At 66.5% G+C, this 20,667-nt stretch carries 20 protein-coding genes; 10 read left to right on the plus strand and 10 right to left on the minus strand.

All coding sequences use genetic code 11. From position 1 onward, the window contains the following. Window positions 1-44: 44 nt before the first annotated feature. From NGK70_RS15160 to NGK70_RS15180, 5 genes are read right to left on the minus strand one after another with little or no spacing between them, the layout of a single operon-like run. Window positions 45-2,489: an efflux RND transporter permease subunit gene (locus NGK70_RS15160; RefSeq protein ID WP_251969354.1), complete on the minus strand. Its 2,445-nt coding sequence runs from the start codon at window positions 2,487-2,489 to the stop codon at window positions 45-47. After that, a complete protein-coding gene (locus NGK70_RS15165; protein ID WP_251969355.1) occupies window positions 2,486-3,586 on the minus strand; it encodes a WD40/YVTN/BNR-like repeat-containing protein in 1,101 nt (366 codons plus the stop codon). The genes NGK70_RS15160 and NGK70_RS15165 overlap by 4 nt, the downstream gene beginning before the upstream one ends. Continuing rightward, entirely contained in the window at window positions 3,573-4,037 is a 465-nt protein-coding gene (locus NGK70_RS15170) for a DUF3237 domain-containing protein (protein WP_251969356.1), read from the minus strand. The genes NGK70_RS15165 and NGK70_RS15170 overlap by 14 nt, the downstream gene beginning before the upstream one ends. Before the next feature lie 13 nt (window positions 4,038-4,050). Beyond that, complete coding sequence (locus NGK70_RS15175; protein WP_251969357.1) at window positions 4,051-5,421, minus strand: DUF1329 domain-containing protein; 1,371 nt, start codon at window positions 5,419-5,421, stop codon at window positions 4,051-4,053. Window positions 5,422-5,433: 12 nt separating this feature from the next. Beyond that, window positions 5,434-7,101, minus strand: a complete 1,668-nt coding sequence (locus NGK70_RS15180; RefSeq protein ID WP_251969358.1) for a DUF1302 domain-containing protein — start codon at window positions 7,099-7,101, stop codon at window positions 5,434-5,436. A 242-nt stretch (window positions 7,102-7,343) separates the two neighbouring features. On the opposite strand from NGK70_RS15180, the gene NGK70_RS15185 reads away from it, so the two are divergent. Then, entirely contained in the window at window positions 7,344-8,084 is a 741-nt protein-coding gene (locus tag NGK70_RS15185; RefSeq protein WP_251969359.1) for a GntR family transcriptional regulator, read from the plus strand. 136 nt (window positions 8,085-8,220) lie between these two features. Beyond that, window positions 8,221-9,453 carry an MFS transporter gene (locus tag NGK70_RS15190; protein ID WP_251969360.1) on the plus strand — a complete coding sequence of 411 codons (1,233 nt, stop codon included), beginning with the start codon at window positions 8,221-8,223 and terminating at the stop codon, window positions 9,451-9,453. Between the two features lie 179 nt (window positions 9,454-9,632). Here NGK70_RS15190 and NGK70_RS15195 read toward each other — a convergent pair whose 3' ends face one another. Beyond that, the gene (locus NGK70_RS15195) at window positions 9,633-9,980 is read right to left on the minus strand and encodes a helix-hairpin-helix domain-containing protein (RefSeq protein ID WP_251969361.1); all 348 of its coding nucleotides are present in this window, start codon (window positions 9,978-9,980) and stop codon (window positions 9,633-9,635) included. 262 nt (window positions 9,981-10,242) lie between these two features. On the opposite strand from NGK70_RS15195, the gene NGK70_RS15200 reads away from it, so the two are divergent. Then, window positions 10,243-10,482: a hypothetical protein gene (locus tag NGK70_RS15200; RefSeq protein WP_251969362.1), complete on the plus strand. Its 240-nt coding sequence runs from the start codon at window positions 10,243-10,245 to the stop codon at window positions 10,480-10,482. Between the two features lie 113 nt (window positions 10,483-10,595). Here the strand turns inward: NGK70_RS15200 and NGK70_RS15205 are convergent, their stop codons facing one another. From NGK70_RS15205 to NGK70_RS15220, 4 genes are all read right to left on the minus strand, one after another. Next, window positions 10,596-11,027: a hypothetical protein gene (locus NGK70_RS15205; protein ID WP_251969363.1), complete on the minus strand. Its 432-nt coding sequence runs from the start codon at window positions 11,025-11,027 to the stop codon at window positions 10,596-10,598. A gap of 157 nt (window positions 11,028-11,184) precedes the next feature. Beyond that, a complete protein-coding gene (locus NGK70_RS15210; protein ID WP_251969364.1) occupies window positions 11,185-12,141 on the minus strand; it encodes a site-specific integrase in 957 nt (318 codons plus the stop codon). 300 nt (window positions 12,142-12,441) lie between these two features. Continuing rightward, window positions 12,442-12,714, minus strand: coding sequence for a helix-turn-helix transcriptional regulator (locus tag NGK70_RS26490; RefSeq protein WP_310742536.1), 273 nt, complete (start codon window positions 12,712-12,714; stop codon window positions 12,442-12,444). Window positions 12,715-13,042: 328 nt separating this feature from the next. Beyond that, window positions 13,043-14,086, minus strand: a complete 1,044-nt coding sequence (locus NGK70_RS15220; RefSeq protein ID WP_251969365.1) for a DUF1845 domain-containing protein — start codon at window positions 14,084-14,086, stop codon at window positions 13,043-13,045. 314 nt (window positions 14,087-14,400) lie between these two features. Between NGK70_RS15220 and NGK70_RS15225 the strand changes: the two genes are divergently transcribed. From NGK70_RS15225 to NGK70_RS15255, 7 genes are all read left to right on the plus strand, one after another. Beyond that, window positions 14,401-14,949 (plus strand): hypothetical protein, encoded by a 549-nt coding sequence (locus NGK70_RS15225; protein ID WP_251969366.1) that lies wholly within the window; start codon window positions 14,401-14,403, stop codon window positions 14,947-14,949. 56 nt (window positions 14,950-15,005) lie between these two features. After that, window positions 15,006-15,326, plus strand: a complete 321-nt coding sequence (locus NGK70_RS15230; RefSeq protein ID WP_251969367.1) for a hypothetical protein — start codon at window positions 15,006-15,008, stop codon at window positions 15,324-15,326. 111 nt (window positions 15,327-15,437) lie between these two features. Further along, on the plus strand, window positions 15,438-17,102 hold the full coding sequence (locus NGK70_RS15235; RefSeq protein ID WP_251969368.1) for an ATP-binding protein: 1,665 nt from the start codon (window positions 15,438-15,440) through the stop codon (window positions 17,100-17,102). Further along, window positions 17,089-18,111, plus strand: a complete 1,023-nt coding sequence (locus NGK70_RS15240) for a DUF7146 domain-containing protein (protein WP_251969369.1) — start codon at window positions 17,089-17,091, stop codon at window positions 18,109-18,111. Before NGK70_RS15235 ends, NGK70_RS15240 begins: the two co-directional genes overlap by 14 nt. Window positions 18,112-18,340: 229 nt before the next feature. Then, window positions 18,341-19,405 carry a DUF932 domain-containing protein gene (locus tag NGK70_RS15245; protein ID WP_251969370.1) on the plus strand — a complete coding sequence of 355 codons (1,065 nt, stop codon included), beginning with the start codon at window positions 18,341-18,343 and terminating at the stop codon, window positions 19,403-19,405. 253 nt (window positions 19,406-19,658) lie between these two features. Next, window positions 19,659-19,991, plus strand: coding sequence for a hypothetical protein (locus tag NGK70_RS15250; RefSeq protein WP_251969371.1), 333 nt, complete (start codon window positions 19,659-19,661; stop codon window positions 19,989-19,991). Then, window positions 19,975-20,592 (plus strand): FlhC family transcriptional regulator, encoded by a 618-nt coding sequence (locus NGK70_RS15255; protein WP_251969372.1) that lies wholly within the window; start codon window positions 19,975-19,977, stop codon window positions 20,590-20,592. Before NGK70_RS15250 ends, NGK70_RS15255 begins: the two co-directional genes overlap by 17 nt. Window positions 20,593-20,667 lie beyond the last annotated feature (75 nt).

The following is a 20,667-nucleotide window of genomic DNA, read 5'->3' on the forward strand; positions in this document are numbered from 1 at the left end:
AGGGGTCAGACGCTTCAATCGAAGGCTTCGCTCGAAGACTTCGGTCAGGCACCCCGGTCGGCGTGAAGCGGGGCCTGACCAAAGGCCTGGGCCACCAGGTCCTCAGCACGTTGCGGCTTGAGGAGGAAATGGGCCAGCGCCGGGATCAGCACCAGGGCGCCCACCATGTTCCAGACGAACATGAACGCCAGCAGGATGCCCATGTCGGCCTGGAACTTGATAGGGCTGGCCACCCAGGTGATGACACCGATGGCCAGCGTGACGCCGGTGAGCATCACCACCTTGCCGGTGAACAGCAGCGCCCGGTAGTACGCCTCGGACAGGCTCATGCCCTCCTTCAGCCGCGCCAGCATCACGGAGAGGATGTACAGCGCATAGTCCACGCCGATGCCCACACCCAGCGCGATGACCGGCAGCGTGGCCACCTTGACCCCCATGCCCAGCGCCACCATCAGCGCCTCGGCCAGGAAGGAGGTGACGACCAGCGGCAACACCGCCACGACCACCGCGCGCCAGGAGCGGAAGGTGACGAAGGCCAGCAGCAGCACCGCGCCGTAGACCAGCCAGAGCATCACCCTCCAGGCGTCCTTGACCGCCATGTTGGTGGCCGCCTCGATGCCGGCCGAACCCGCCGCCAGCAGAAAGCGGCCGTCCTCGCTGTCATGGGCCTTGGCAAAGGCTTCCACGTGCTGCACCACACGGGTGAGTGTTTCCGCCTTGTGGTCGCGCAGGAAGACGTACAGGGTCAGCAGGTTGCAGCTGTCGTTGTACAGGCCACGCGGCGCGTTGGCGGTCACGGTGTTGACCATGTCCTGGCTGGGCAACATGTCGTACCACTTCGGGTTGCCCTCGTTCAGCCCGGTGGCCACACGCCGGTTCAGCAGCGCCAGGGTGTTGGTGTCTTCCACGCCTTCGAGCTGGCGCAGGCTCCACTCCAGCTGGTCGACCTTCTGGACTGTTTCGAGCCGGGTGCAACCCCCGTCCGGCGTCTTGACCATGACGGCCAGCACGTCGCTCGATGCCCCGTAGGCCCCGTTGATGAAGGCGACGTCGCGGTTGTAGCGGCTGTCGGCGCGCAGCTCCGGTGCGCCCGGATCCAGGTCGCCGATCGACAGGCGCGAGCCCACCACGATGCCGACCACGAGCAACAAGCCGGCCACGGCCACCGCGGCGAGTGCAGGCCCGCGCTGTGTGAATCGGTCGAGCCAGCGCCACAGCGGGTGCTTGTCCGCGCCTTGTGCATCGGCCTGCTCGTCGCGCAGGCTGCGCTGGGCGGCCCGGGCGTCCACCCCGGTGTAGGACAGCAGGATGGGCAGCAGGATCAGGTTGGTGAAGATCAGCACCGCTACCCCCAGCGAGGCGGCAATGGCCAGCTCACGGATCACCGGGATATCGATGACCAGCAGCACCGCGAAGCCCACCGCGTCGGCCAGCAACGCCGTCAGCCCGGCCAGGAACAACCTGCGGAAGGTGTAGCGCGCGGCCACCAGCCGGTGCGTGCCGCGGCCGATGTCCTGCATGATCCCGTTCATCTTCTGCGCGCCGTGGCTCATGCCGATGGCGAAGACCAGGAAGGGCACCAGCATCGAATACGGATCGAGCGAATAGCCCAGCGTGGGCAGCAGCCCCAGCTGCCAGACCACGGCCACCAGGGATGCCACCACCACCAGCGCGGTCGAGCGCAGACAGCGGGTGTAGCCATAGACCATGGCGGCGGCGATGGCCACTGTCGCGGCGAAAAACAGCAGGACCACCTGCACACCCTCGATCAGGTCTCCCACGATCTTGGCAAAGCCGGTGATGTGGATCGTGACGCCCTGGCGCTGGTACTTGGCGCGCAGGTCCTCCAGGCTGCGAGCCAGCTGACCGTAGTCCAGTGGCCGGCCCTGGGCATCCTTGGCCATCAGCGGCACGAAGATCACACTGGACTGGCCATCCAGCGCCACCAGTTGGCCCACTTCACCGGAGCGGGCGATGTTGGCCGCCAGGCGCTGCAGGCTGGCAGGTGAGCCGTCAAAACCGTCCGGAATCACCGGCCCGCCCTCGAGGCCCTCTTCGGTGACGCCGGACCAGCGTGTCGAGGGCGTCCACAGACTCTTCATGCCCTGCCGGTTGACGCCCGGCAGAAGGAAGATCTCGTCGCTGAGTTGGCGAAGCGTTTCCAGGTAGGCCGCGTCGTAGAGGCTGCCCTTCGGGTTGGCTACCGCGATGCGCAGGGCATTGCCCAGGCCTCTCAGTTCGTCTTGATGCGCCAGGTAGTTGGCGATGTAGGGATGGGCTGTCGGAATCGTCTTTTCGAAGCTGGCCGACAACTGCAACCGGGTGGCCTGCCAGCCCAGGATGAGCGTGACCAAGAGACACAGGGCCACCACCAGGCGGCGGTGGTTGAACAGGGCGCGCTCGACGGCCGAGCCTGAGCGGGCGTCGAACTTCGACAGCTCGGAAACGACCGGGGAGGTCTTGTCGGAATGAACCGTCTGAACAGTCACTTGGAAACTCCGGGAAGACGGACGGCACCGGCATAGCCCAGCGCAATGAAATCACCCTGGCCCGTCAGAAGGGAGTACGCTAGCGGTGGCAGCGTGGGTGTGGGCAGTACCCGCAAGGCAGCACCGTCACGGGCCACCAGGAGCTGGCCCGCCTGACTGGTGAACAGCAGCGAACCATCGGCCCGCGGCAGCACGGCGACCAGCGAGGCGGGCGTTGCGCCCTCCAGGGGTTGCCAGGAGTTCCCGTCATCCTGGGAGACGAAAGCGTGTCCGCGCAAACCCGCCAGCACCCAGCGGCCAGGCCCCTGGCTGGCTACGGCGAACCAGCTGCCCTGATAGGGACTGGTCAGACGCGTGAAACTGCGTCCACCATCTTTCGAGCGCAGCAACAGGCCCTGTTCTCCAGCAATCAGCCAACTGTCGCCCTGCATGGCCACGGCATACAGGTGCAGTGCTTTCGGGTTGTCGAGCCGGTCCATGACGCTGCGCCAGGTGGCCCCGCCATCGTCCGTGATGAAGGCCAGGTTGTAGGCGCCCACCGCCATGCCCCGCCGGTTGTCCTTGAAGGCGATGTCGAACAGGGGCTTGTCTGGCCCATCGGCCTCCAGACGAGTGGCATCGCGGCGAATGCGCTCGGCATTTGGCTCAGCGGCGGTGACCAGTTCATCAGCACGGGCCGCGGCCGCGGCCGCAAGACGGGCGCCCTGAGTCACCCGCACCCAGGTGAGGCCCTGGTCCTGCGAGCGCAGAAGCACGCCGCCGTGGCCCGTCACAAACAGCGTGCCGTCGGGCATGGCCTTGACTGCCGTGAGCGTCACGCTGGTCGGCACGGACTTGGCCTGTTGCCAGCGCTTGCCACCGTCGTCCGACCACACCACCAGCCCCCGCTCACCGACCGCCACCAGTCGGCTGCCCAGCGCGATACCCGACAGCAGAACAGCCTTCTCCGGCGTCTTCACGACCAGGGCCGGCCGCTCGATGGCGGCGAACTTGCCTGCAAGGCCAGCGACCTTGTCGCCGACCGGATCGGCCGCGTACACGACGCAGGCACAGCCCCAGGCGAGCAGGCCCAGCCCGAGTGACTCAGAGCACTTCATACACTTCGATCGAAACGGCCCAGGGGTTGTCGGTCGGCGGCAGCAGGTCACCGACGAAGATCGACTCGTTGAGCCAGCGGTGCTGTGGGGCAGCGGTCTCGAACTTCGGCGTCGTGCGCGTGTACCAGTCACGCACCTGCGCCGAGTTGCCCGAGAAGATGTGCGCCATCTGCTCCGGACTGACCCGACCGAGCCCCTCGTTGATGACCGAGATCACCGCCCCGTCATCGGCCTGGATTTCGTAGCGCGCCCAGACGTGGGTGATGCCGTCCGGGCGGATGACGTTCCAGTCAGCGCCACCTGGCAGGATCACGCCGCGGATGCGCTCCCCGGAGAACCGCCCACCGGTGATCGGGATCACCCGTCGCATGCCGACGTAGGTCGGACCCACTTCCACGGCGGGACGCAGATCCACATCGAGGCGGAAGGCGTGACGAAACTGCAACGTCATCTCGGCCTCCTGCTCAGCGCAGACCTTCGCCAGCCATTGCGTCCGGTGTGAACACGCTGTCGCTGTAGCGCTTCTGCACCTTGTACTGAACCTTTTGCTGATTCATCACCAGCGTGGCGAACAGGGTGCGGGCCACGTGGTCGTAGGCACCCCAGGTCACGGCGGCCTGGGCCGGTACGTCGGGCATCGCCACTGGGAGCGTGAACTGCGAGCGGGCCAGTTGACCCTTCGCATCCCACCGGTCCCCCCAGACCAGGATCCAGGAGTCTTCGTCGATGTAGTAGCGCGACTTCGGCGAGGTATGTCGCTGGCCGGCCTTGAGCGCAGCCTCGACCACCCACACTCGGTGAAGTTCCCAGCGCACATGATCCGGGTTGAGATGGTGTTCGCCAATCAGGTCGCTGTCCTTGGCCGGAACCAGTGAACGGTTGCTGTTGTAGGGGATCAACATCTCCTGCTTGCCCACCAGCTTCCAGTCGAAGCGGTCCATGCGACCGGAGAAACCCTCCACTTCGTCGAAGGACACCACGCCCGCGGAGAACGGCGTGGGCGTGTCGCAGCAGGCGTTCGGCAGCTTGCGCACCCGGCGCTGGCCGGTGAGGTAGACCCAGACCTGCGTCTTGTCGCCATTGAGTTGCTCGCGCCCGGTGATGGCCTCGCCGGCGCGGATGGCTGGGCCGGTGTTGACCGAACGCACCAACCAGTGCTCGCCGCCGAACTTCTCAGGGGAACCATCCGGCGCGTAATACGGCATCTGGTAATCGTTGCGGGTTTCCTGGACCAGCACGCGCTTGCCTTCGGGCGTCACGGTGTAGCCGTTGAACTCGCTGTACCAGGACTCCCCGCGCCAGCGCAGCAGCACGTTCCACATCGCCTCGATGCCGGACTTGGGAATCGGGAACGGCACACCGGCATAGGCGCCCTCTGGGATGGACCCCGCCGAACTTTCGACTGTCTTGGCCCGAGTCGCGTTCTTGAAGGTGTTGTCGTAGACGTACTGAGGGGCTGCTGCGGTGCGCCGTGTGGGATAGACATCGACCCGGAAGCTGTCTGGGTGGCGCTGTGCCAGCGCCTTCACGCCATCCGGCAGCTTGGCGGCATGCTCGGCCAGGTTCTTGGCGTTCACCGAGTACAGCGGCTTGTCCGCAGCGAAGGGATCCGGGCGCCGACCACCGTTGGTGAAGCCGGGCGTCGGGGTGGTCAGCCCGCCGGTCCACGCGGGAATGCTGCCGTCCTTGTTGCCCGCCTTCTCCGCGCCCATGGGCGTGAGCGTGGACTTGAGTTGCGCAGCCTCGTCGGCGCTGACGCCGGCGACCGAAAAGCCGCAAGCCGTCGCCAGGATCGCTGCCGCGGCGAGGCATTGGAGGGTGAAGGGTTTGGACATCAATGGCTCCGATCAGAATGAATAGCGCAGCGACGCGGCGATGAAGTCGCGGTCCTTGTAGGTCTGCTGCCAGCTGTAGGCGTTGTTGGCGGCCAGGTCGTTGAAGGTGGCGGCCTTGCCGTAGTAGTGAGTGAAGCTCAGCGTGGCCCGCCAGGCGTCGTTCACGCTGGCGTTGAGACCCACCGTGATGTCGCCGCCGTTCTCGGGGATCCAGGCATTGGGGCTGCTCATGGCCAGCGGCCGGGAGCACTTCGGCGCATAGCCGATACCCAGGGGCACCCCGATGTCCACGCCATCGAAGACACCGCGGTAGACCGGTTCCAGCACCAGCCGCAGCGCCAGGCCGTCGCGTGTTGAGTTCGGATCCTTGGCAGCCGCGTTCTTCGTGATGCTCAGGACACGGTTCCAGGCCAGCTCCGCCGCCAGGTTGGCTTCCTTCCAGAGCAGTGACGGCCCCAGGCTCCCGATCGTCGAGAGGTTGATGTGGGCGGTGTTGCCCACCGCGTAACCCGGGTTGTCGGTGTTGTTGGTCTTGGCCACTGGCGCAACGGCGCTGGCGTCTGCACCTTGGGTGCTGGCCAGATCCTGGTTGCGGCGCGTCGAAGCCTCGATCGCGACGTTGAAGTTGTCGAAGGTCTTGCTGACGCTGCCGCCGAAGGCGGTGATGCCCTCGTGGTAGACCATGGAGTAACCGCCAGGCATGGGACCAGCGGGCGACATCACCAGTTGCGGCACCAGTTGAGGCGTCTTGGCATGGAAGCGGATGGCGTACAGGCCGAAGTCCACTCCTTCACCGCGCAGCTTCAACTGCAGGCCACCCTGGCCGGAGCTTTTCGGCTTGAAGTCCGCCTGGCGAGTCGCCAGGGGTGCACCAGGACCCAGGATCAGGTTCTCGCCGCCATCAACTGCCGGATCGGCGTTCGAGAAGTAGCTGCCGACGGCCGGCACACGGCTGGCTTCCCAGCCGGTCTGAACATAGGCCCCCAGCGACACAGTCGAGCTCAACTGCAGTTGGCCCGACACCTGCGGAACCGGGCGGATGGCCTCCTTGAACTGGGTGTTGGGCACCGACAGCAGCTTCACAATGTCGACAGGCTGCTGCCCGCCCGAGATCGCGTTGCCCCCCAGAAACAGGCTCTCACCCCAGAGGATGGCGTGGCGTCCGGCGCGCACGCTGCCGGGCAACTCCCCCAGGTCGAACTTCGCGAACACGAAGGCATCCAGCAGTTCGGCCTTGCGGCCATGCAGGTCGCGTGTTGCCGCCGGGAAGCGGTTCGACGCCACAGACGTCTGGTTCGGAAACGCGCCGCCGGCGAACCCGGGGTTGTCGTTGGACGTGTTGTAGGCCGCGTCGTAGTAGGCCGCCCCGCTGAGGCGCAGCCCAAACCGGCGCTGGTAGACCGCGTCGAACTCCGTGAACCAGTCGACCCGACTGGAAACCAGGCCCTTGGCGAAGTTCCGGTCACCGTCGTCGTTGTTCGGGTTGGTCAGCAGAGCAGCATCCGGACTCTTCAACCGGTAGGCCCCACTGAGCTTGACGGTGTTGTCCCAACGCAGCGACAGGTCGCTGTCGTCCGTGTCGATCTGTACCGCCTGGGCGTTGGCCGCGGCCAGTGCAATGACTGCAACCGTCGGTCGCACCACGAAGGCAGGCAGCGCCTTCCGCTTGGGTGTGTGCATCGATTCGTCTCCTGTGGCCCGAAGGGCGTTCATGCGATCTCTCGGTCACGGCACCGGGCCGCTCGCTCGATGAACATAGATTACACGCCGTTTTATCGATATTTTAGCGGGTAATCCATTAGCTCACGATTGTGGACATGATCTACTGTTTGATCGATGATATTGACGCAAACAGGTCAGCCACCTTCTGATCGATACTTCGCTCGATCGCACGCCCTCTGACACCTGTCACTCGACGCAACATGGACCTGCCCTCCCTCAATCCCGCCTCTTCCAGCGCGCCCAACGCACGAAGCCTGACCACGATGGCTTTCGAACGGCTGCGATCGGACATCCTTCTGGGTGAGCTGAAGCCCGATGAGCGGTTGCGCATCCAGGGCTTGAGCGAGCGCTACAGCGTCGGTGCCACTGCCATCCGGGAGGCTCTGTCGCGGCTGGTGACCGACGGGCTGGTGGAGTCCGAAGACCAGCGCGGCTTCTGTGTGGCCCCCGTGTCGCGGGAGGAACTGCAGGACCTGACCGCCACGCGTGTGGCCGTCGAACAGATCGCGCTGCGCGGGGCCATCGCCCACGGCGGCGTGGACTGGGAGTCCCACCTGCTCAGCAGCTTCCACCGCCTGTTGCGCGCCCCCCTGCCCCTGAACCCATCCGACGCGTTGCAGTGGTCTCAGGTGCACCGCCAGTTCCACGAGTCGCTGCTGGCCGGCTGTGGCTCCACCTGGACGCTGCGGCTGTGCCGCCTGCTCTACGACAAGTCCGAGCGCTATCGCAACCTGGCCGATCGAGCGACCACGCCCCATTCACGCGACACCGTCACCGAACACCGTCAACTCATGGATGCCGCGATGGCACGCGACGCCGAAAGGGCCTGCGAGCTGCTCTCCGAGCACTTCTGGGAGACCACCCAGATCATCCTGAAGGCAGGATTGATCACTGAAAGCGGCAAGGCTCGCCGTTCCCCGGGCAGAAAGGCCGCCCTGTGACGGCTGCCACTGCGGCCTGAGGTCAGCCCCCTCCCCTCCGCTCTCTCTACCCTCCCCCGTTCCCTGCCGATGCGGCCACGCGCGCTGCAGGGACGGACTCACCCTGAAACAAGGCGCCCCGCCGCAGGAGACTTTGATGCATGCCCCCTCATCCTCACGCTACGGAAGCCAGTGGGACCCCGCCTACGAGAAGAAGGCCGTCGGCCTCTTGTCGCTGGGATTTGGTCTGGTCGGACTGGACCGCTTCATCATCAATCCTCTCTTCCCGGTGATGGCCAAGGACCTCGGACTGAACTACCAGGACATGGGTCTGATCTCTGCCGTGCTGGCGCTGACCTGGGGGCTGTCCTCGATCTTCACCGGCCGCCTGTCGGACCAGATCGGGCGCAAGAAGGTGCTGGTTCCGGCGGTGGTGATCTTCTCGCTCCTGGTGGCCACCAGCGGCCTGGCCACCGGCCTGGCCAGCCTGCTGGTCATCCGCGGACTCATGGGGCTGGCTGAAGGCGCCTTCGTGCCGGCCTCGATCGTTTCCACCATCGAGGCGAGCAAGCCCAGCCGCATTGGTCTGAACATCGGGCTGCAGCAGACCGCTGCGCCGCTGGTGGGACTCGGGCTGGGGCCGGTGATCGCGGTGGCGATGCTGAAGGTGCTGCCCAGCTGGCACTGGGTGTTTGCCATCGTGGCCGTGCCCGGACTGATCGTCGCCTGGCTGATGGCCCGGACTCTGAAGGAGTCGGCGCCGGATCCGGAGGTCTCGACCGAGTTCAAGTCGAGTTGGTGGGAGGTGCTGCGCTACCGCAATGTGGTGTTCGGCACCCTGGGCATGTGCTGCTTCCTGAGCTGCCTGATCGTGTTGTCGGCCTTCATGCCCAACTACCTCACCGACCAACTCAAGCTCAGCCTCGACCAGATGGGCATGGTGCTCGCCGGCATCGGCCTGGGCAGCTTCATCGGCATGGTGGCGGTACCGGCGCTGTCCGACAAGTTGGGCCGCAAGCGCACGATGATCGTGGCGCTGCTGCTCGAACTGGGCGCCCTGCTGCTGCTGCCATCCATCGGCGCGGAGCCGCTGAAGCTCTTCGCGGTGCTGTTCGTCGCCACCTTCATGAATGCCGGGGTCGTTGCCATCACGGTCGGTCCGCTCACCCACCATTCCGTCCCTGCGCGGCTGGCCACCACGGCCACAGGCATCGTGGTCGGCTTGGGTGAGGTGGTCGGTGGCGCCCTTGCACCGGCCGTGGCAGGCGGCATGGCTCAGGCCATGGGCATCGCGGTGATTCTGCAGATCGCGCTGGCCGCAATCGCGGCAGGTACCGTGGTGGTCATTGTGGGGATCCGCGAGCCACGACCGGATGCAATGACAGCTTGAGCCGCTGGGCGTGTCTTGCCCTTGGCGATTGACCTGCATCCGGCATCAAGTGGCCGACGCCAAGCTCAGACCGCTCATGCGGCCATGCCTCATCCTCACTGGCAACTCCGGCTGCTCCAACCGCCAAGTCGCCCAGCAAGGGCGTCATGTCCTCCAGCTGCCCGGCGATCAGATTGCGCTCATCGCCCCCGCGCTGCCATGTGTCCTTGACACCCGAGAGCCGCGCCTGCAGCGATGGCAGGCGCAGTCGCTCCTTGGTTTTCGAGCCAGACCATCACCTGCACATTGTCGGATTCATCCTCCAGCGACACGAACATTCCCCCGTGAACCGTTTCCGGCTGCTCGAGAACTCCCCTCCGTCGCGCGCTGAAGATTCGCAGCCCCGCCTCCACTTTGAGTCCGCCGATCATCCGCAAGCCCAGCCGCAAGGGCGAGGGCTCAGGCAGCCCATCGAGGGTGCAGTTCCAGTCGCTGTGAATCACATCGACCCGCCAGACCTCCACCCCATGCCGCTTCTTGTCCTGCACAACTGGCTGGGGCAGTAGAAGTCATGTCGCAGGTGACGCAGTCCTCGGCCGGGATATCCTGCATGCCAAATGCATATCCCCGGCGCTGGCTCGCGAAGTCACGGCGCTTGCGGAGCGCTGTCAGCATGAGGGAACTGCGTTCAAGGGCAATTCGACCTCGTATCCATCTCAAGCCATGCAGTCGTCACTGCAAACGAATCGCCCTCCCACATGCCCCCAAAGGGGGATGGTGTCGCCTGCGCAGAGCCTGCACGATGTGGTCATGGCACGCTCCCATGAAGTCCAGGTTCTTCTGCTGGCCATGCAGGGCGCCGCCATTGAGGAAATGAGCCTTCTGCTGACACCTGACGATGCCGAGCGGGCCCGGCAGCGAGTCAGCTCACGCCTGAGGGCGATGGTGGCCAGACTGCGCCTGGAGCCTGATGACGACGCGCAGCTTGCCGCAGGTGTGGTGAGCGTGCTATCAAAGATGCAGTCGCGGGAAGCGATTGGAAGCAACTGAAGGTCGATACCCAAGAGGAACCCTGTCTCATTGGGGCCAGCCATTCCGCTCAACGGCAATGGCTCTCACCTCAAGTCGCAGGAGCTCACCGCCATCGAAGTCGAAGACCCCTGCTACACGCACGGCCGTTCCAAGGGGCAGGACTCAGTTTCCATCCTTTCGTAGTCCCTGCAGTGCTGCTCGTTGGCCGGCAGGTACACCAGTCCTGTCACCCCGACACAGTCGGCCAGGTGCGCCACCCGGTCCGGCTGCACAAAGGCAACCAGGATCGGCCCTGCCAGACGGCGCACGCGAATCCGCTCGGTGAGCAACTGGATCGTCAAGCCCCGAAGCTCATGGCGGTTGTCACGATCCAGGTTGCGCACCACGTCTTCCCCGAACACGCTGGCAATTCGCCGATCCAGGCAAGACTTGTCCTGCAGAGCCAGACCCAGCATGTTTGCCCCGGTGGCGCGAAGCAGCCCCAGGCAGTGTTGGTGGGCGTGTCGCAGGTCGACCTCCGCGTCCGCCCCGACCTTGAGATGAAATCGTTGGTATCGACTCATGCGTGACAGTTGAACATTCAATCCGATTCGTCGATGGTAAGCACACGCCCGATGCAGGCTGCATCGAACGAACCCTGTGCACACGGGGGGTGGTCCGCATTCAGCGATGAACCGACCCCCACGTCGGCCCCAGATCTGCTTGCTGCCGCGACGCTCCTCAAATCGGCTCCTCCACCGCCTCCACCAGGCTCGGCCGCGGCCTGGGCAACTGCTCGCGCACCGCGCTGCGATCCGCTATGCCCAGCACCAACCCCACCTGGTCCTCATCGGCCCCGCGGTCGTACATCCTCGACATCAGCGTCAAGCGCGCCGATTGGGTGTTCAGCCCCTTGATGCCGGACAGCCTGAACAGCTTGCGGAAGATCTCCAGCAGCGTCCTGCAGACCTGACGGTTCTGCTGCGGCTCGCCGTTGGGCGTGATGCGGTAGGGAGTCCCATCGGAGGAGAGGAACAGTGCACTCTCCCCGTCCAGGCCCCGATAGGCCGGCGACTCCCCCAACCCCTGCCGCCTGGCCAGACGCTCAGCCAGGTAGGCCTGAAGCGCCTCATCGAGCCGGCTGCTCTGAAACAGCAGCGGCCGCTCCCGCCCGTTGATGGCCGCCTCGGCCCGCAGCCGCGACTGGCGCACCACGCTGCCGTCGGCCAGCAGATAGTCGCTCACCCGCAGACGGGCGACTTCCAGCGGCCTCAACCCGGTCGCAAACAGCAGGTAGTACAGCGCCAGGTCATGCAGAGGTCGGCTGCTGCGCAGACGGATGCGTGCCGCACCCTGGTTGACTTCGGCGGCACTCAGCACCCTTGCGGGGCGGGCGCCGGAGGCGTCCCGCGGCGCAAAGTCATCCAGTGCTCGCAGCACCGCCTCGCGGTGCAGGCGCAGGCGCCTCACGAAGGTGGCGCCCTCCTCCCTCAGCCCGTCCACCCCCACCACCTGCGTCAACTCGACCGCCACGGTCTTGATGCGGCGCTCCACGGCCGTGCGGGTGAGGCCGTGGGCCTGTGCCACCGTCTCATAGGTGCTGCCATGCACGACCGAACGCAGCATGTCGATCGACTGACTCAGGCTGCCCGCATTGCGACGGTGCGTGCCACTGAAGGTGTGTGCAAGTTCATCCATGCCGTCCTCCCTTCGGAACCGACAGGCTCTCGCCGCGACCCCAGCGCGACCGGATGGATGCTGCCCACACAACGACGCGAGAACGACGTGGGAGACCACCCCAGTCCGTGCGACCCCGACGCCGGCCAAGCCCCTTTATCAAAGGGCAGGATGCGGCCAACGGGCATCCCACCAAAGGGGGAACTTTGGGGGTATCAGGTGGTGATCCACCCCCCACAGGTATCCCCCCGGAATGAACCTGCGCTGGTTGCTGCACATGTGGGCGCGAGTCTCGCCGGTGCGGCGATGGCAGACGGACTGTCATGGCTGCCCTCCTTGCTCACCGATCCAGTGATGGACGTCCACGGCCCGCCAGACGGTGACCCGCTCGGAGAGCTTGACCGGCAAGGGGAAAGTGCCGGCCTGGACGCGGCGCCACAGGGTGGACTTGGAGATCGGCACCAGGCCCAGCACCTGCGGCTGACGCAGGAAGCCCGCGACCGGTGTCTGGGCCGGCGTGCTGGAGGGCGCTGGCGCCACCGGCAAAGCTGCGCCCGGGGTTGGTGAACGAAGTGGGGTGGAGTGTGGAGACACGATCGAACCTCCGATCGGCGCGTTGCCGACATCGGGCTTGACCCGCTCTGTTTCGGAGGTGCCAGGTCACGAAGGCTGCCGCCGATGAGGGACCGGTGCATCGTCCGTGTCGCGGTGGTCCCGCGAAGTCGACACGGCGCTGGGGCAAAGGAGTGGACCGAGGGTCCAGGTACGCGGCGACAGGTGCAGCGACGGCAGGTCGCATCACGCACACGAAGATCGGGGCAGGTATCGACTGCAACGCCGACGGGTCCGGCAGGAGGTCATCAGAGTGACCACGGACATCCGCGGAAGGGATCGATCGGGCGATCGATCCAGCACCACCAGCCTAAGGCGCGGGCCTGCCGCGTTCAAGCGCCAGCCCGGCGTCGCCGTCCAAACTGGGCAGCGGTTCAGGCGCTTGAGGTGGCGACTCCGCCTCACCCGGTTCATCGACACCCTGGAACATCCCGTCAATGAACCCATCGGTGACGAGCGGAGGGGCGGGTGCTGCGTCCGCGGCCGGGACCTGTTGCTCATTCGGATCAACTTGCCCCTCCGCATCGATCCCGTCGACCGCCTGGCCCTGCGCCCCGGCAGCCTGACGGGACATCTGGTTCATCCGCCTGCGCAGCGCCGTGGCCTGGCTGCGGGCACCGTTGGCCACGTTGCGCACCTGCCGCTTCAGGGCGGCCCGCTGGCTGTCCAGCTGCTGCGCACTGAGCACCTCGTGGATCTCCAAGGTCTGCAGCAGGGGCATCAGCTGATCGAGCTTGCCCAGCACCTCCAGGTAGCGGCGGCTCAGCGAGGACAGCACATGCACGTCCAGCTCCAGTGGCAGGGCGTCGTAGGTTGCCGGCGCGGTGATGCCATGGGCCCGGAACAGCACCTCAGCCTCATCGATGGCCCGGTTCAGCTTCTCGGTCACCTGTTCGAGCTGGCCACGCAGCGCCAGCTCGATGCGTGTGATCTCGTCGGCATCGATGCGGGTACGGGCGATCACCGAGATGAAGTGGGTGTTCAGCTGCAGGGTGTTGAACATGCGCACGAACAGCCGTTTGCCCTCGGCGCTGGTGAAGCGCACCGGCATCTTGACGCTGGCCGCTTCGATGCGCCGGAAGTCGGCCTGGGCCTGTCGAGCCAGGATGCGGGCGTTGACCCCGCCATCGTCCACCTTGACGATCTGCAGCTCGGCGCTGCCGTTGCTGACGCTCATGCCTGCCTCCTGAAGCGATGCCCCATCGTCCAACGCGAGGCCTGCGACCTCCACCATGAATGGCCCCGAATTGCAGGCGGTTTCGGGATCGGTGGGAGATGAGGCGATGTCCAGGGGTTGAGCCGGGGCTCCAGCGGGACTAAGGTTCTGACCCAGCAGCAGCTGGCCCTGCGTCATCAGGCGAGCCCCGGAGACCCCGGTACAGCAATGCCACCCTGGCACGGCTGCACCCTCTGGCAACGCCATGTTGCCGAATCACGCACCGCAGGCTTTTCAGGCCAGGGATGCGCACCCGCAGCGCCCTGCCCTGTGAAGCCTGTTCCCACCGGTCGCTGGCCCGTCCTTCTCTTATCTGCGCCGGCCTACCTAGCGCCTGCCAGCCTTGTCCAGCCCTTGCGGCAGCCGCCCGTCCAGGTCGGCATCTCATCCACCCTCGGGGGCTCGTCGCCCCGTCGGGTTGCATGTGGCCTCCGCCCTCTCCCGGAGGTTCCATGCTTCTGTCTCAAGCCTGTCATCGCGGTCATGACGCTTTCCCCGGCTTTGCCGATAGCCTGTTCCCACCAGGCCCTGATCACCCCTCCGACTCAGGCGACGCTGCGGCGGAGGCTGGCGCCGAGCCGCCCTTTGAATGGAGCGACGAAGAAATCGTCCTGCTCCATTGGCGCCTGTTGCAGGAGATCGAACGGCTGACCGATCCGGCCACGCCGCTGGAAGAGAAGCTCGACACCCTGCGCTGGGTCTTCACCGAACGGCACAAGGAGGACCGGCCGTTCTCCTTCGTGCGCTGTCTGCACGTGGTGGGCTGCAGCCCGTTGTCACCGATTGCCTACTGCGGTCTGGTGGATGCGGAGGTGCTGCGCGACCACATCCGCGCCGGTCTTCATCACTGGCTGGGCGCCACGCTGCAGCGCTACCCCCTGTGGGTGCGCGAGGCCATCGCCCAACGTCCCGAATGGGTCGAGTCGCAGTTGCTGCGCAACCCGCAGTGGCTCAACGAACAGGTGCTGCAAGTACGTCTTCAGGGCGACCTGTTCGCCTGAGTCGTGCCGAGGGCCCCGTCATCCGACTTCATTCGCCTTCCTCCAAGGAGCACACCATGCCCCAGTTCACCTGTGAACACCCGCTGCCGCTGCGGCTGTGCCAGGTCACGCCTGACGACGACCTCGGCGAGTTGGTGCAGACCCAGGAAGTCCGCACCGGCCGCAGCGGCCGGCTCTTCCTGATCCTCGGTGCCGAGCGCCTGCCCTACCAGGTGCACAGCCTGCCGGTGGGCGCCCATCTCGGGCTGCGCATCGACCGGCTCGACGCCCAGGGCCGTCCACTGCATTCCCAGTGCCTCACCCGCGCTGCGTTGCCGCGCCACGCCCTCGGCGAGGCGCAGGCCACCGGCCAGTTGTTCACGCCGTCGCTGCCGTAAGCAGCCGACCGCTCTGCCCTCTGTGCTCTCCCCCTCCCCGCGCGGGCCCGACCCGCCGGGTGCGGGCCGGCTCGGGGCCTGTTCCCTCCACTTGTTGATCGAGGAGTTCCCATGAACATCCAGGTTCGCATCGATGCCGCTGGTGCCCTGCGCAACCAGCGTTTTGCTTTTGCACACCGCGACACCCTCGTGGTCGAGCTGCTGCAGAACGCCCGCCGCGCGGGCGCCACGCGCATCGAGCTTCACTTCGACGCTGCAGCCCGCCGCCTGAGTGTGGCCGACGATGGCTGCGGCATCGACGACTTTCAGACCCTCTTGACCCTGCACCAGTCGGGTTGGCAGGCCGAGTCCATCCACGAGGAGCATCCCTTCGGGGTAGGCTTCTCGAGCTGTCTGTATGCGGCCGAACGCTGCATCGTTCGCTCCAAGGGTTGGCGCATCGACTTCATGACCGAAGCGGCGCTGGCGCTGGAGCTGATCGAGGTCCAACCCGATACCACCTCGTCCGGGCGTCCAGGCTGCCAGGTCGAACTGCACGGCGTCCATTTGGTCGAGCTGGAGCAGCGCATCGAGAGGCTCTGCGAAGGCTTTCCGGTGCCCATCCATTTCAATGGGCGGGCACTGGAACGACGCTACGCGATCGACCGGCTGCAGGCGCTGCCGACCCCGGTCGGCCTGGTGCACTTGGCGGGCCGGCACGACGGCAGGTGCAGCCGCGAGTCCCTGGTCTACCTGCAAGGCATCTGTGTGTTGCGCCCGATCTGGTGGGACGCCGACCGGGTCAACATCGTCCACCTGGACGCAGCTCAGTTCCTGGCTCGCCTGCCCGATCGGATGAGCCTGTTGGATGAGGACCTGCAGTGCCCGCGCATCCAGGCCGCGCTGGGGTCTGCCTGGCGCGAAGCCCTGGTGGCGGCCAAGGCCCGGCTTAGTGCCGAGCGCTTCGTCGCTGCCTATTTCCAGGTGATGCGACAGTGGGGTCACCGGGACCTGCTCAACGACCTGGACCTGCTGCCGGCCGAGCTTTGCCAGGCCATCGTAGGCTATCCGCACCAGCAGGCCGACGGCGCCTGCGACTTCCTTCAGGCACTCGACCGCGCCCCGTCACGGGCGGCCATTGAGGGCGGCAGCTGCACGTTGGTGAACCTGGGACCGCTGGACGAGTTCAATGCGGCGCGCTGGATGTTCGCCCGCCATCGAGGCCACCTGGTGGTCGATGCGGTCTGGCTGGACCCTGGGCACTGGGCGCATCGCTGCATCCAGGACCTGGAATCGCAGGAAGTGGAGCTGCAGGCGATCGATGAACACACCCGCAGCAGCTTCGAGGGCCGCTGGCTCTGGGCGCCGGTGGTGCTCTGCGACAGGCTGCGGATCCAATCGGGGGACATCAGCACAGAGGTCTCGTCTGAAGGCGTCGGCCATGACGGCACGCTGTACATCCCGGCCGGCGAAGCCAGTGGTCGCGCGCTGCGGCAGCTGTCGCGCTACCTGGATGAAAACGACCTGTCGCTGGACCACGAGCTGGGCGAGGACCTGCAGGCGCTGGCCGACCTGCTGCGCCGGTTGCGCTCCACCGACCCGGTGCAGACCTTCGACTCGCTGCTGGCCGAGCTGCGGCTGGGGCAGTACCCGCTGCTGCAGGGCCGCAGCTTCCGGGTGTCGATCGGCATCGGGAACGGCAACGGCAACGGGGATCAGCCCGGCCACACGGTGGAATGCGCTCCGGTCATCGACGCTCCAACAGAGTTTTCGGGAGACTCGCATGCTGCGCACTGACGCTGCTGCCTCGGCCGCCCGCCTGGACGCGGTGCGGCTGCGGGCCCAGGGCCGCTGGAGCGAGATCCTGCCCCGACTGGGTGTGGACCCGCGCTGGCTGTCCCGACGCAACCAGCCCTGCCCACGCTGTGGCGGCACCGATCGCTACCAGTACACCGACAAGTTCGGCGAAGGCAACTACCACTGCCGGCACTGCGGCCCCGGCGGCGGCTTCAAGCTGCTGCAGGCCACCACCGGGATGGGCTTTGCGCGTGCGCTCCGGGAAGTCGAAGCCTGCGTGGGGCTGCTGCCCCTCGTTCCTGCTGCAACGGCGCAGGCCCCGGCACCTTCTTCGGCCTCCATGAAGCAGTTGGTGCAGCGCATCTGGGACGAAGCCGCCCCAGTGACCCGCGGCGACGCGGTGGATCGCTACCTGAGCGGGCGAGGCCTGGTGCTGCCGGAATTCCCGGCGGTGCTGCGCTTTCATCCTGCTCTGGGCTACTACGCCAAGGACGAGGCCGGCCGGTCGCGACGTGTGGCCGAGTACCCGGCGATGTTGGCCTGCATCCAGGGGCCGGATGGCCAGGCCGTGACGCTGCACCGCACCTACCTGGACGGCGGGGGCAAGCTGCATGCGGCCGATGCCAAGAAGGTGCTCTCCGGCGGCCTGCATGGCGCCGCGGTGCGCCTGTACGAACCGGGCGAAGGCCTGGCGATTGCCGAAGGCATCGAGACGGCGCTGGCGCTGCACCTGGCCACCGGCAAGCCGGTCTGGGCAGGCCTGAACGCCGGCAACCTGGACAAGCTCTGGTTGCCTGCCGGGCTGCGGCGAGTCGATGTCTACGCGGACAACGACGCCGACGGCGACTTCGCGGGGCAGTGCGCTGCCTTCGCGCTGGCCCGTCGGCTGCGTCGCGAAGGCCAAGGCGAAAGCGACCGACAAGTCAGGGTCTTCGTGCCCCGACATGCAGGCGCCGACTGGGCCGATGTGTGGTGCCGGCGCTCGCTGATCACTGGGGCGCCGGGTTGAAGTTTCCGATTTGACTTTCTCCACTGGCAGCTGTCAGGCCAGGCGCTGCGGGCCCCCACCCGAGCGCAAAGACAGCCTTGAAGCACGCCGTGCGGCCCCTTTGGGGATGAAGCACGGCCCGGGCCGGACCCACGGCCCAGACATGACCTTGCCCTTCATTTCATCCACCCCGCGGGGTTCCCCCGCGATGGCGGCGGGCCCCGCACTGTTTTCTCACGAGGAGCCTCACATGAAACACGGACGCAGTCTCATCAGCCTGGCCCATGAACTGGAGCGCCAGCAAAGCGCCAAGAAGGACCTGCTGGTCCCTTCGCAGCGCCTGCAGCATTGCACCGAGTCGGGTGGCCACACCCACCTGCTGGTGGAGGACGGCCCCAGCCCCACCCGCTATGGCCTGACCACCCTGGCGCGCCGCCAGCTAGCCGAGAAGCTGAAGATCCCCTTCGCCTACTTCGAGCGCATGCGCGAGGAGCAGCCCGAGCTGCTGGACCACAACGTCAACACCTGGCTGCAGGAAGACGGCGAGCGGCGCATGCTGCGCACGCTGGATGGAACCGTGCGGGCGGTCCTGTCGGACCGCTACCGCCGGCTGGACAACCACGAACTCGCCGAGAGCGTGCTGCCCATCCTGATGCAGGTGCCGGACTTGCGCTTCGAGTCGATGGAGTTGACCGACACGCGCATGTACCTGAAGTGCGTCACCCCGCAGCTGAGCTGCGAGATGGCGCCGGGGGACGTGGTGCAGGCCGGCCTGGTGATCTCCAACTCGGAGGTCGGCCTGGGCATGCTGTCGATCCAGCCGCTGCTGTACCGGCTGGTCTGCCGCAACGGCCTGATCGCCGCCGACCACACGCTGCGCAAGACCCACGTGGGTCGCTCGCTGGCGGTGGACGAGCCGGCGGCCTCGGTGTTCCAGGACGACACCCTGCGCGCCGACGACCGCGCCTTCTTCCTGAAGGTGCGCGACGTTGTGCAGGCCACCGTCTCGGAGACCGTGTTCCGCCAGGTGGCGGGGCGGTTTCAGCGCACGCGCGAGCTGGAGCTGACCGGCGACCCGACGCGCAGCGTCGAGGTGCTGGCGCAGCGCCACAGCCTCAACGAGGCCGAACGCATCGGCGTGCTGCGCCATCTCGTCAGCGGGGCCGACCTGTCCGGCTACGGGTTGGTCAACGCCGTCACCCACTACAGCCAGGAGGTGTCGTCCTATGACCGCGCCACCGAGTTGGAGGCCCTGGGCGGCAAGCTGGTGGAGCAGTCAGCCACGGAGTGGAAGGCGCTGTTGTCGCCCGCCTGAGTTCAGCAGACCTGCGAACCCCCGCTGCGGCACACCGTTGCCGCAGCGGAGTGCCTTCCCGGGTCCTGTCGGGCTAGGCGCCTCTCCGCAGGCGAACGCAATGCTGTCGCCTCACGGGCGCTTGAGTGTGGCGTTCAGAGCTGGGAACCTGAGTTGCAAAAACCACCATTCCCACGAAACAAGCAGTTACATATTCTGAATCCAGGGACAGGTTTCACTGCAACACGAGTGCATCACCACTGGGAGACGACCCATGAGTCACCTGACACTGACCGATGTCGAGTGGATCAATCTGCAGATCCTCACCAGCATTCACGCGGCCGTTCAGGCCGATGCGGCCGAGGCCTGCAGCCGGTACGGGCTGGACACCGCCCTGGCCGACCACCTGCGCGAGCTGCATCTGGATCAACTCTGGTCGCTGATCCTGCAGGTGGGCGACAACTCCCTGTTCCCTCCCCGGCCGGACCTGCTCGCCCTGATCAGTGCACCCGCCGTGCTTGCCGGCCCGCTCGCCCTGGTGCACCAGCGTCTGCAGCCACGGGTTCGCTCCCTTCCCGCGGAGTTCGGCCGTGCGCAGCCGCGGTGATCGCCACCTGCAGGCCGTGCGACTGGCGCGCGAGCTGGCCCTGTTGGGAGCCCGGCTGAAGACCATCCACGCCGTGACCGGCCTGCCACCGCGACAGGTGCAGTCGCTGTTCTTTCCGGACGGGTTGACCATTCCGCGCGGCCGGGCGCCGGACTCGGTGGAGTGGTTCCACGGTGCCAACCTGATCCTGCGCGCCGACGCCTGTCTTTTTGGGGTCAAGTATGAGCAGCTGCGCCAGCAGGGCCTGGCTGCGGGCGACGCGCTGCTGTGCGCCTACCGCGCCTACCAATGCGTCACGCGATCCCCCAGCCGCATCAGCATGGACCGCGCCTTCAATGTGGCCTCCTACCTCGACGGCATCTGGCTGGCCCGCGAACCTGCGCTGTCGGTGAGCCACTGCAGCCACTGCGGCTGCGCTCACCTCACTGCCATCGGAACACCGGCCGTGCACAGCAACGGTTGCCCGTTCTGCCGGCTGCTGGAGCGCTTCCATCACGACCCTCGACTTCAGGTGGCGTACCGGGATCGCAGCCGGCCGTTGCCGATCGATGCGGATCGCCTGAAGGCTTGGCCACAAGCGCCACAACGTCGGGCCGCATGAGGTCGGCATGCCCTCCATCGACTGCTCTGCCGTTGCCGCAGATCCCTGGCCAGGGTCCGACGCAGGACTTCGGCG

The sequence above is a fragment of the Sphaerotilus microaerophilus genome, from assembly GCF_023734135.1.
Lineage (GTDB): Bacteria > Pseudomonadota > Gammaproteobacteria > Burkholderiales > Burkholderiaceae_C > Sphaerotilus > Sphaerotilus microaerophilus.

What these genes read in the sequence shown, in the direction of transcription:
- NGK70_RS15170 (WP_251969356.1), bottom strand. Translation starts at nt 4,037, where the DNA reads ATGACGTTGCAGTTTCGTCACGCCTTCCGCCTCGATGTGGATCTGCGT.
- NGK70_RS15240 (WP_251969369.1), top strand. Translation starts at nt 17,089, where the DNA reads ATGCTGCGCACTGACGCTGCTGCCTCGGCCGCCCGCCTGGACGCGGTG.
- NGK70_RS15235 (WP_251969368.1), top strand. Translation starts at nt 15,438, where the DNA reads ATGAACATCCAGGTTCGCATCGATGCCGCTGGTGCCCTGCGCAACCAG.
- NGK70_RS15230 (WP_251969367.1), top strand. Translation starts at nt 15,006, where the DNA reads ATGCCCCAGTTCACCTGTGAACACCCGCTGCCGCTGCGGCTGTGCCAG.
- NGK70_RS15200 (WP_251969362.1), top strand. Translation starts at nt 10,243, where the DNA reads ATGGCACGCTCCCATGAAGTCCAGGTTCTTCTGCTGGCCATGCAGGGC.
- NGK70_RS15225 (WP_251969366.1), top strand. Translation starts at nt 14,401, where the DNA reads ATGCTTCTGTCTCAAGCCTGTCATCGCGGTCATGACGCTTTCCCCGGC.
- NGK70_RS15165 (WP_251969355.1), bottom strand. Translation starts at nt 3,586, where the DNA reads ATGAAGTGCTCTGAGTCACTCGGGCTGGGCCTGCTCGCCTGGGGCTGT.
- NGK70_RS15205 (WP_251969363.1), bottom strand. Translation starts at nt 11,027, where the DNA reads ATGAGTCGATACCAACGATTTCATCTCAAGGTCGGGGCGGACGCGGAG.
- NGK70_RS15250 (WP_251969371.1), top strand. Translation starts at nt 19,659, where the DNA reads ATGAGTCACCTGACACTGACCGATGTCGAGTGGATCAATCTGCAGATC.
- NGK70_RS15220 (WP_251969365.1), bottom strand. Translation starts at nt 14,086, where the DNA reads ATGACGCAGGGCCAGCTGCTGCTGGGTCAGAACCTTAGTCCCGCTGGA.
- NGK70_RS15190 (WP_251969360.1), top strand. Translation starts at nt 8,221, where the DNA reads ATGCATGCCCCCTCATCCTCACGCTACGGAAGCCAGTGGGACCCCGCC.
- NGK70_RS15185 (WP_251969359.1), top strand. Translation starts at nt 7,344, where the DNA reads ATGGACCTGCCCTCCCTCAATCCCGCCTCTTCCAGCGCGCCCAACGCA.
- NGK70_RS15180 (WP_251969358.1), bottom strand. Translation starts at nt 7,101, where the DNA reads ATGCACACACCCAAGCGGAAGGCGCTGCCTGCCTTCGTGGTGCGACCG.
- NGK70_RS15245 (WP_251969370.1), top strand. Translation starts at nt 18,341, where the DNA reads ATGAAACACGGACGCAGTCTCATCAGCCTGGCCCATGAACTGGAGCGC.
- NGK70_RS15175 (WP_251969357.1), bottom strand. Translation starts at nt 5,421, where the DNA reads ATGTCCAAACCCTTCACCCTCCAATGCCTCGCCGCGGCAGCGATCCTG.
- NGK70_RS15210 (WP_251969364.1), bottom strand. Translation starts at nt 12,141, where the DNA reads ATGGATGAACTTGCACACACCTTCAGTGGCACGCACCGTCGCAATGCG.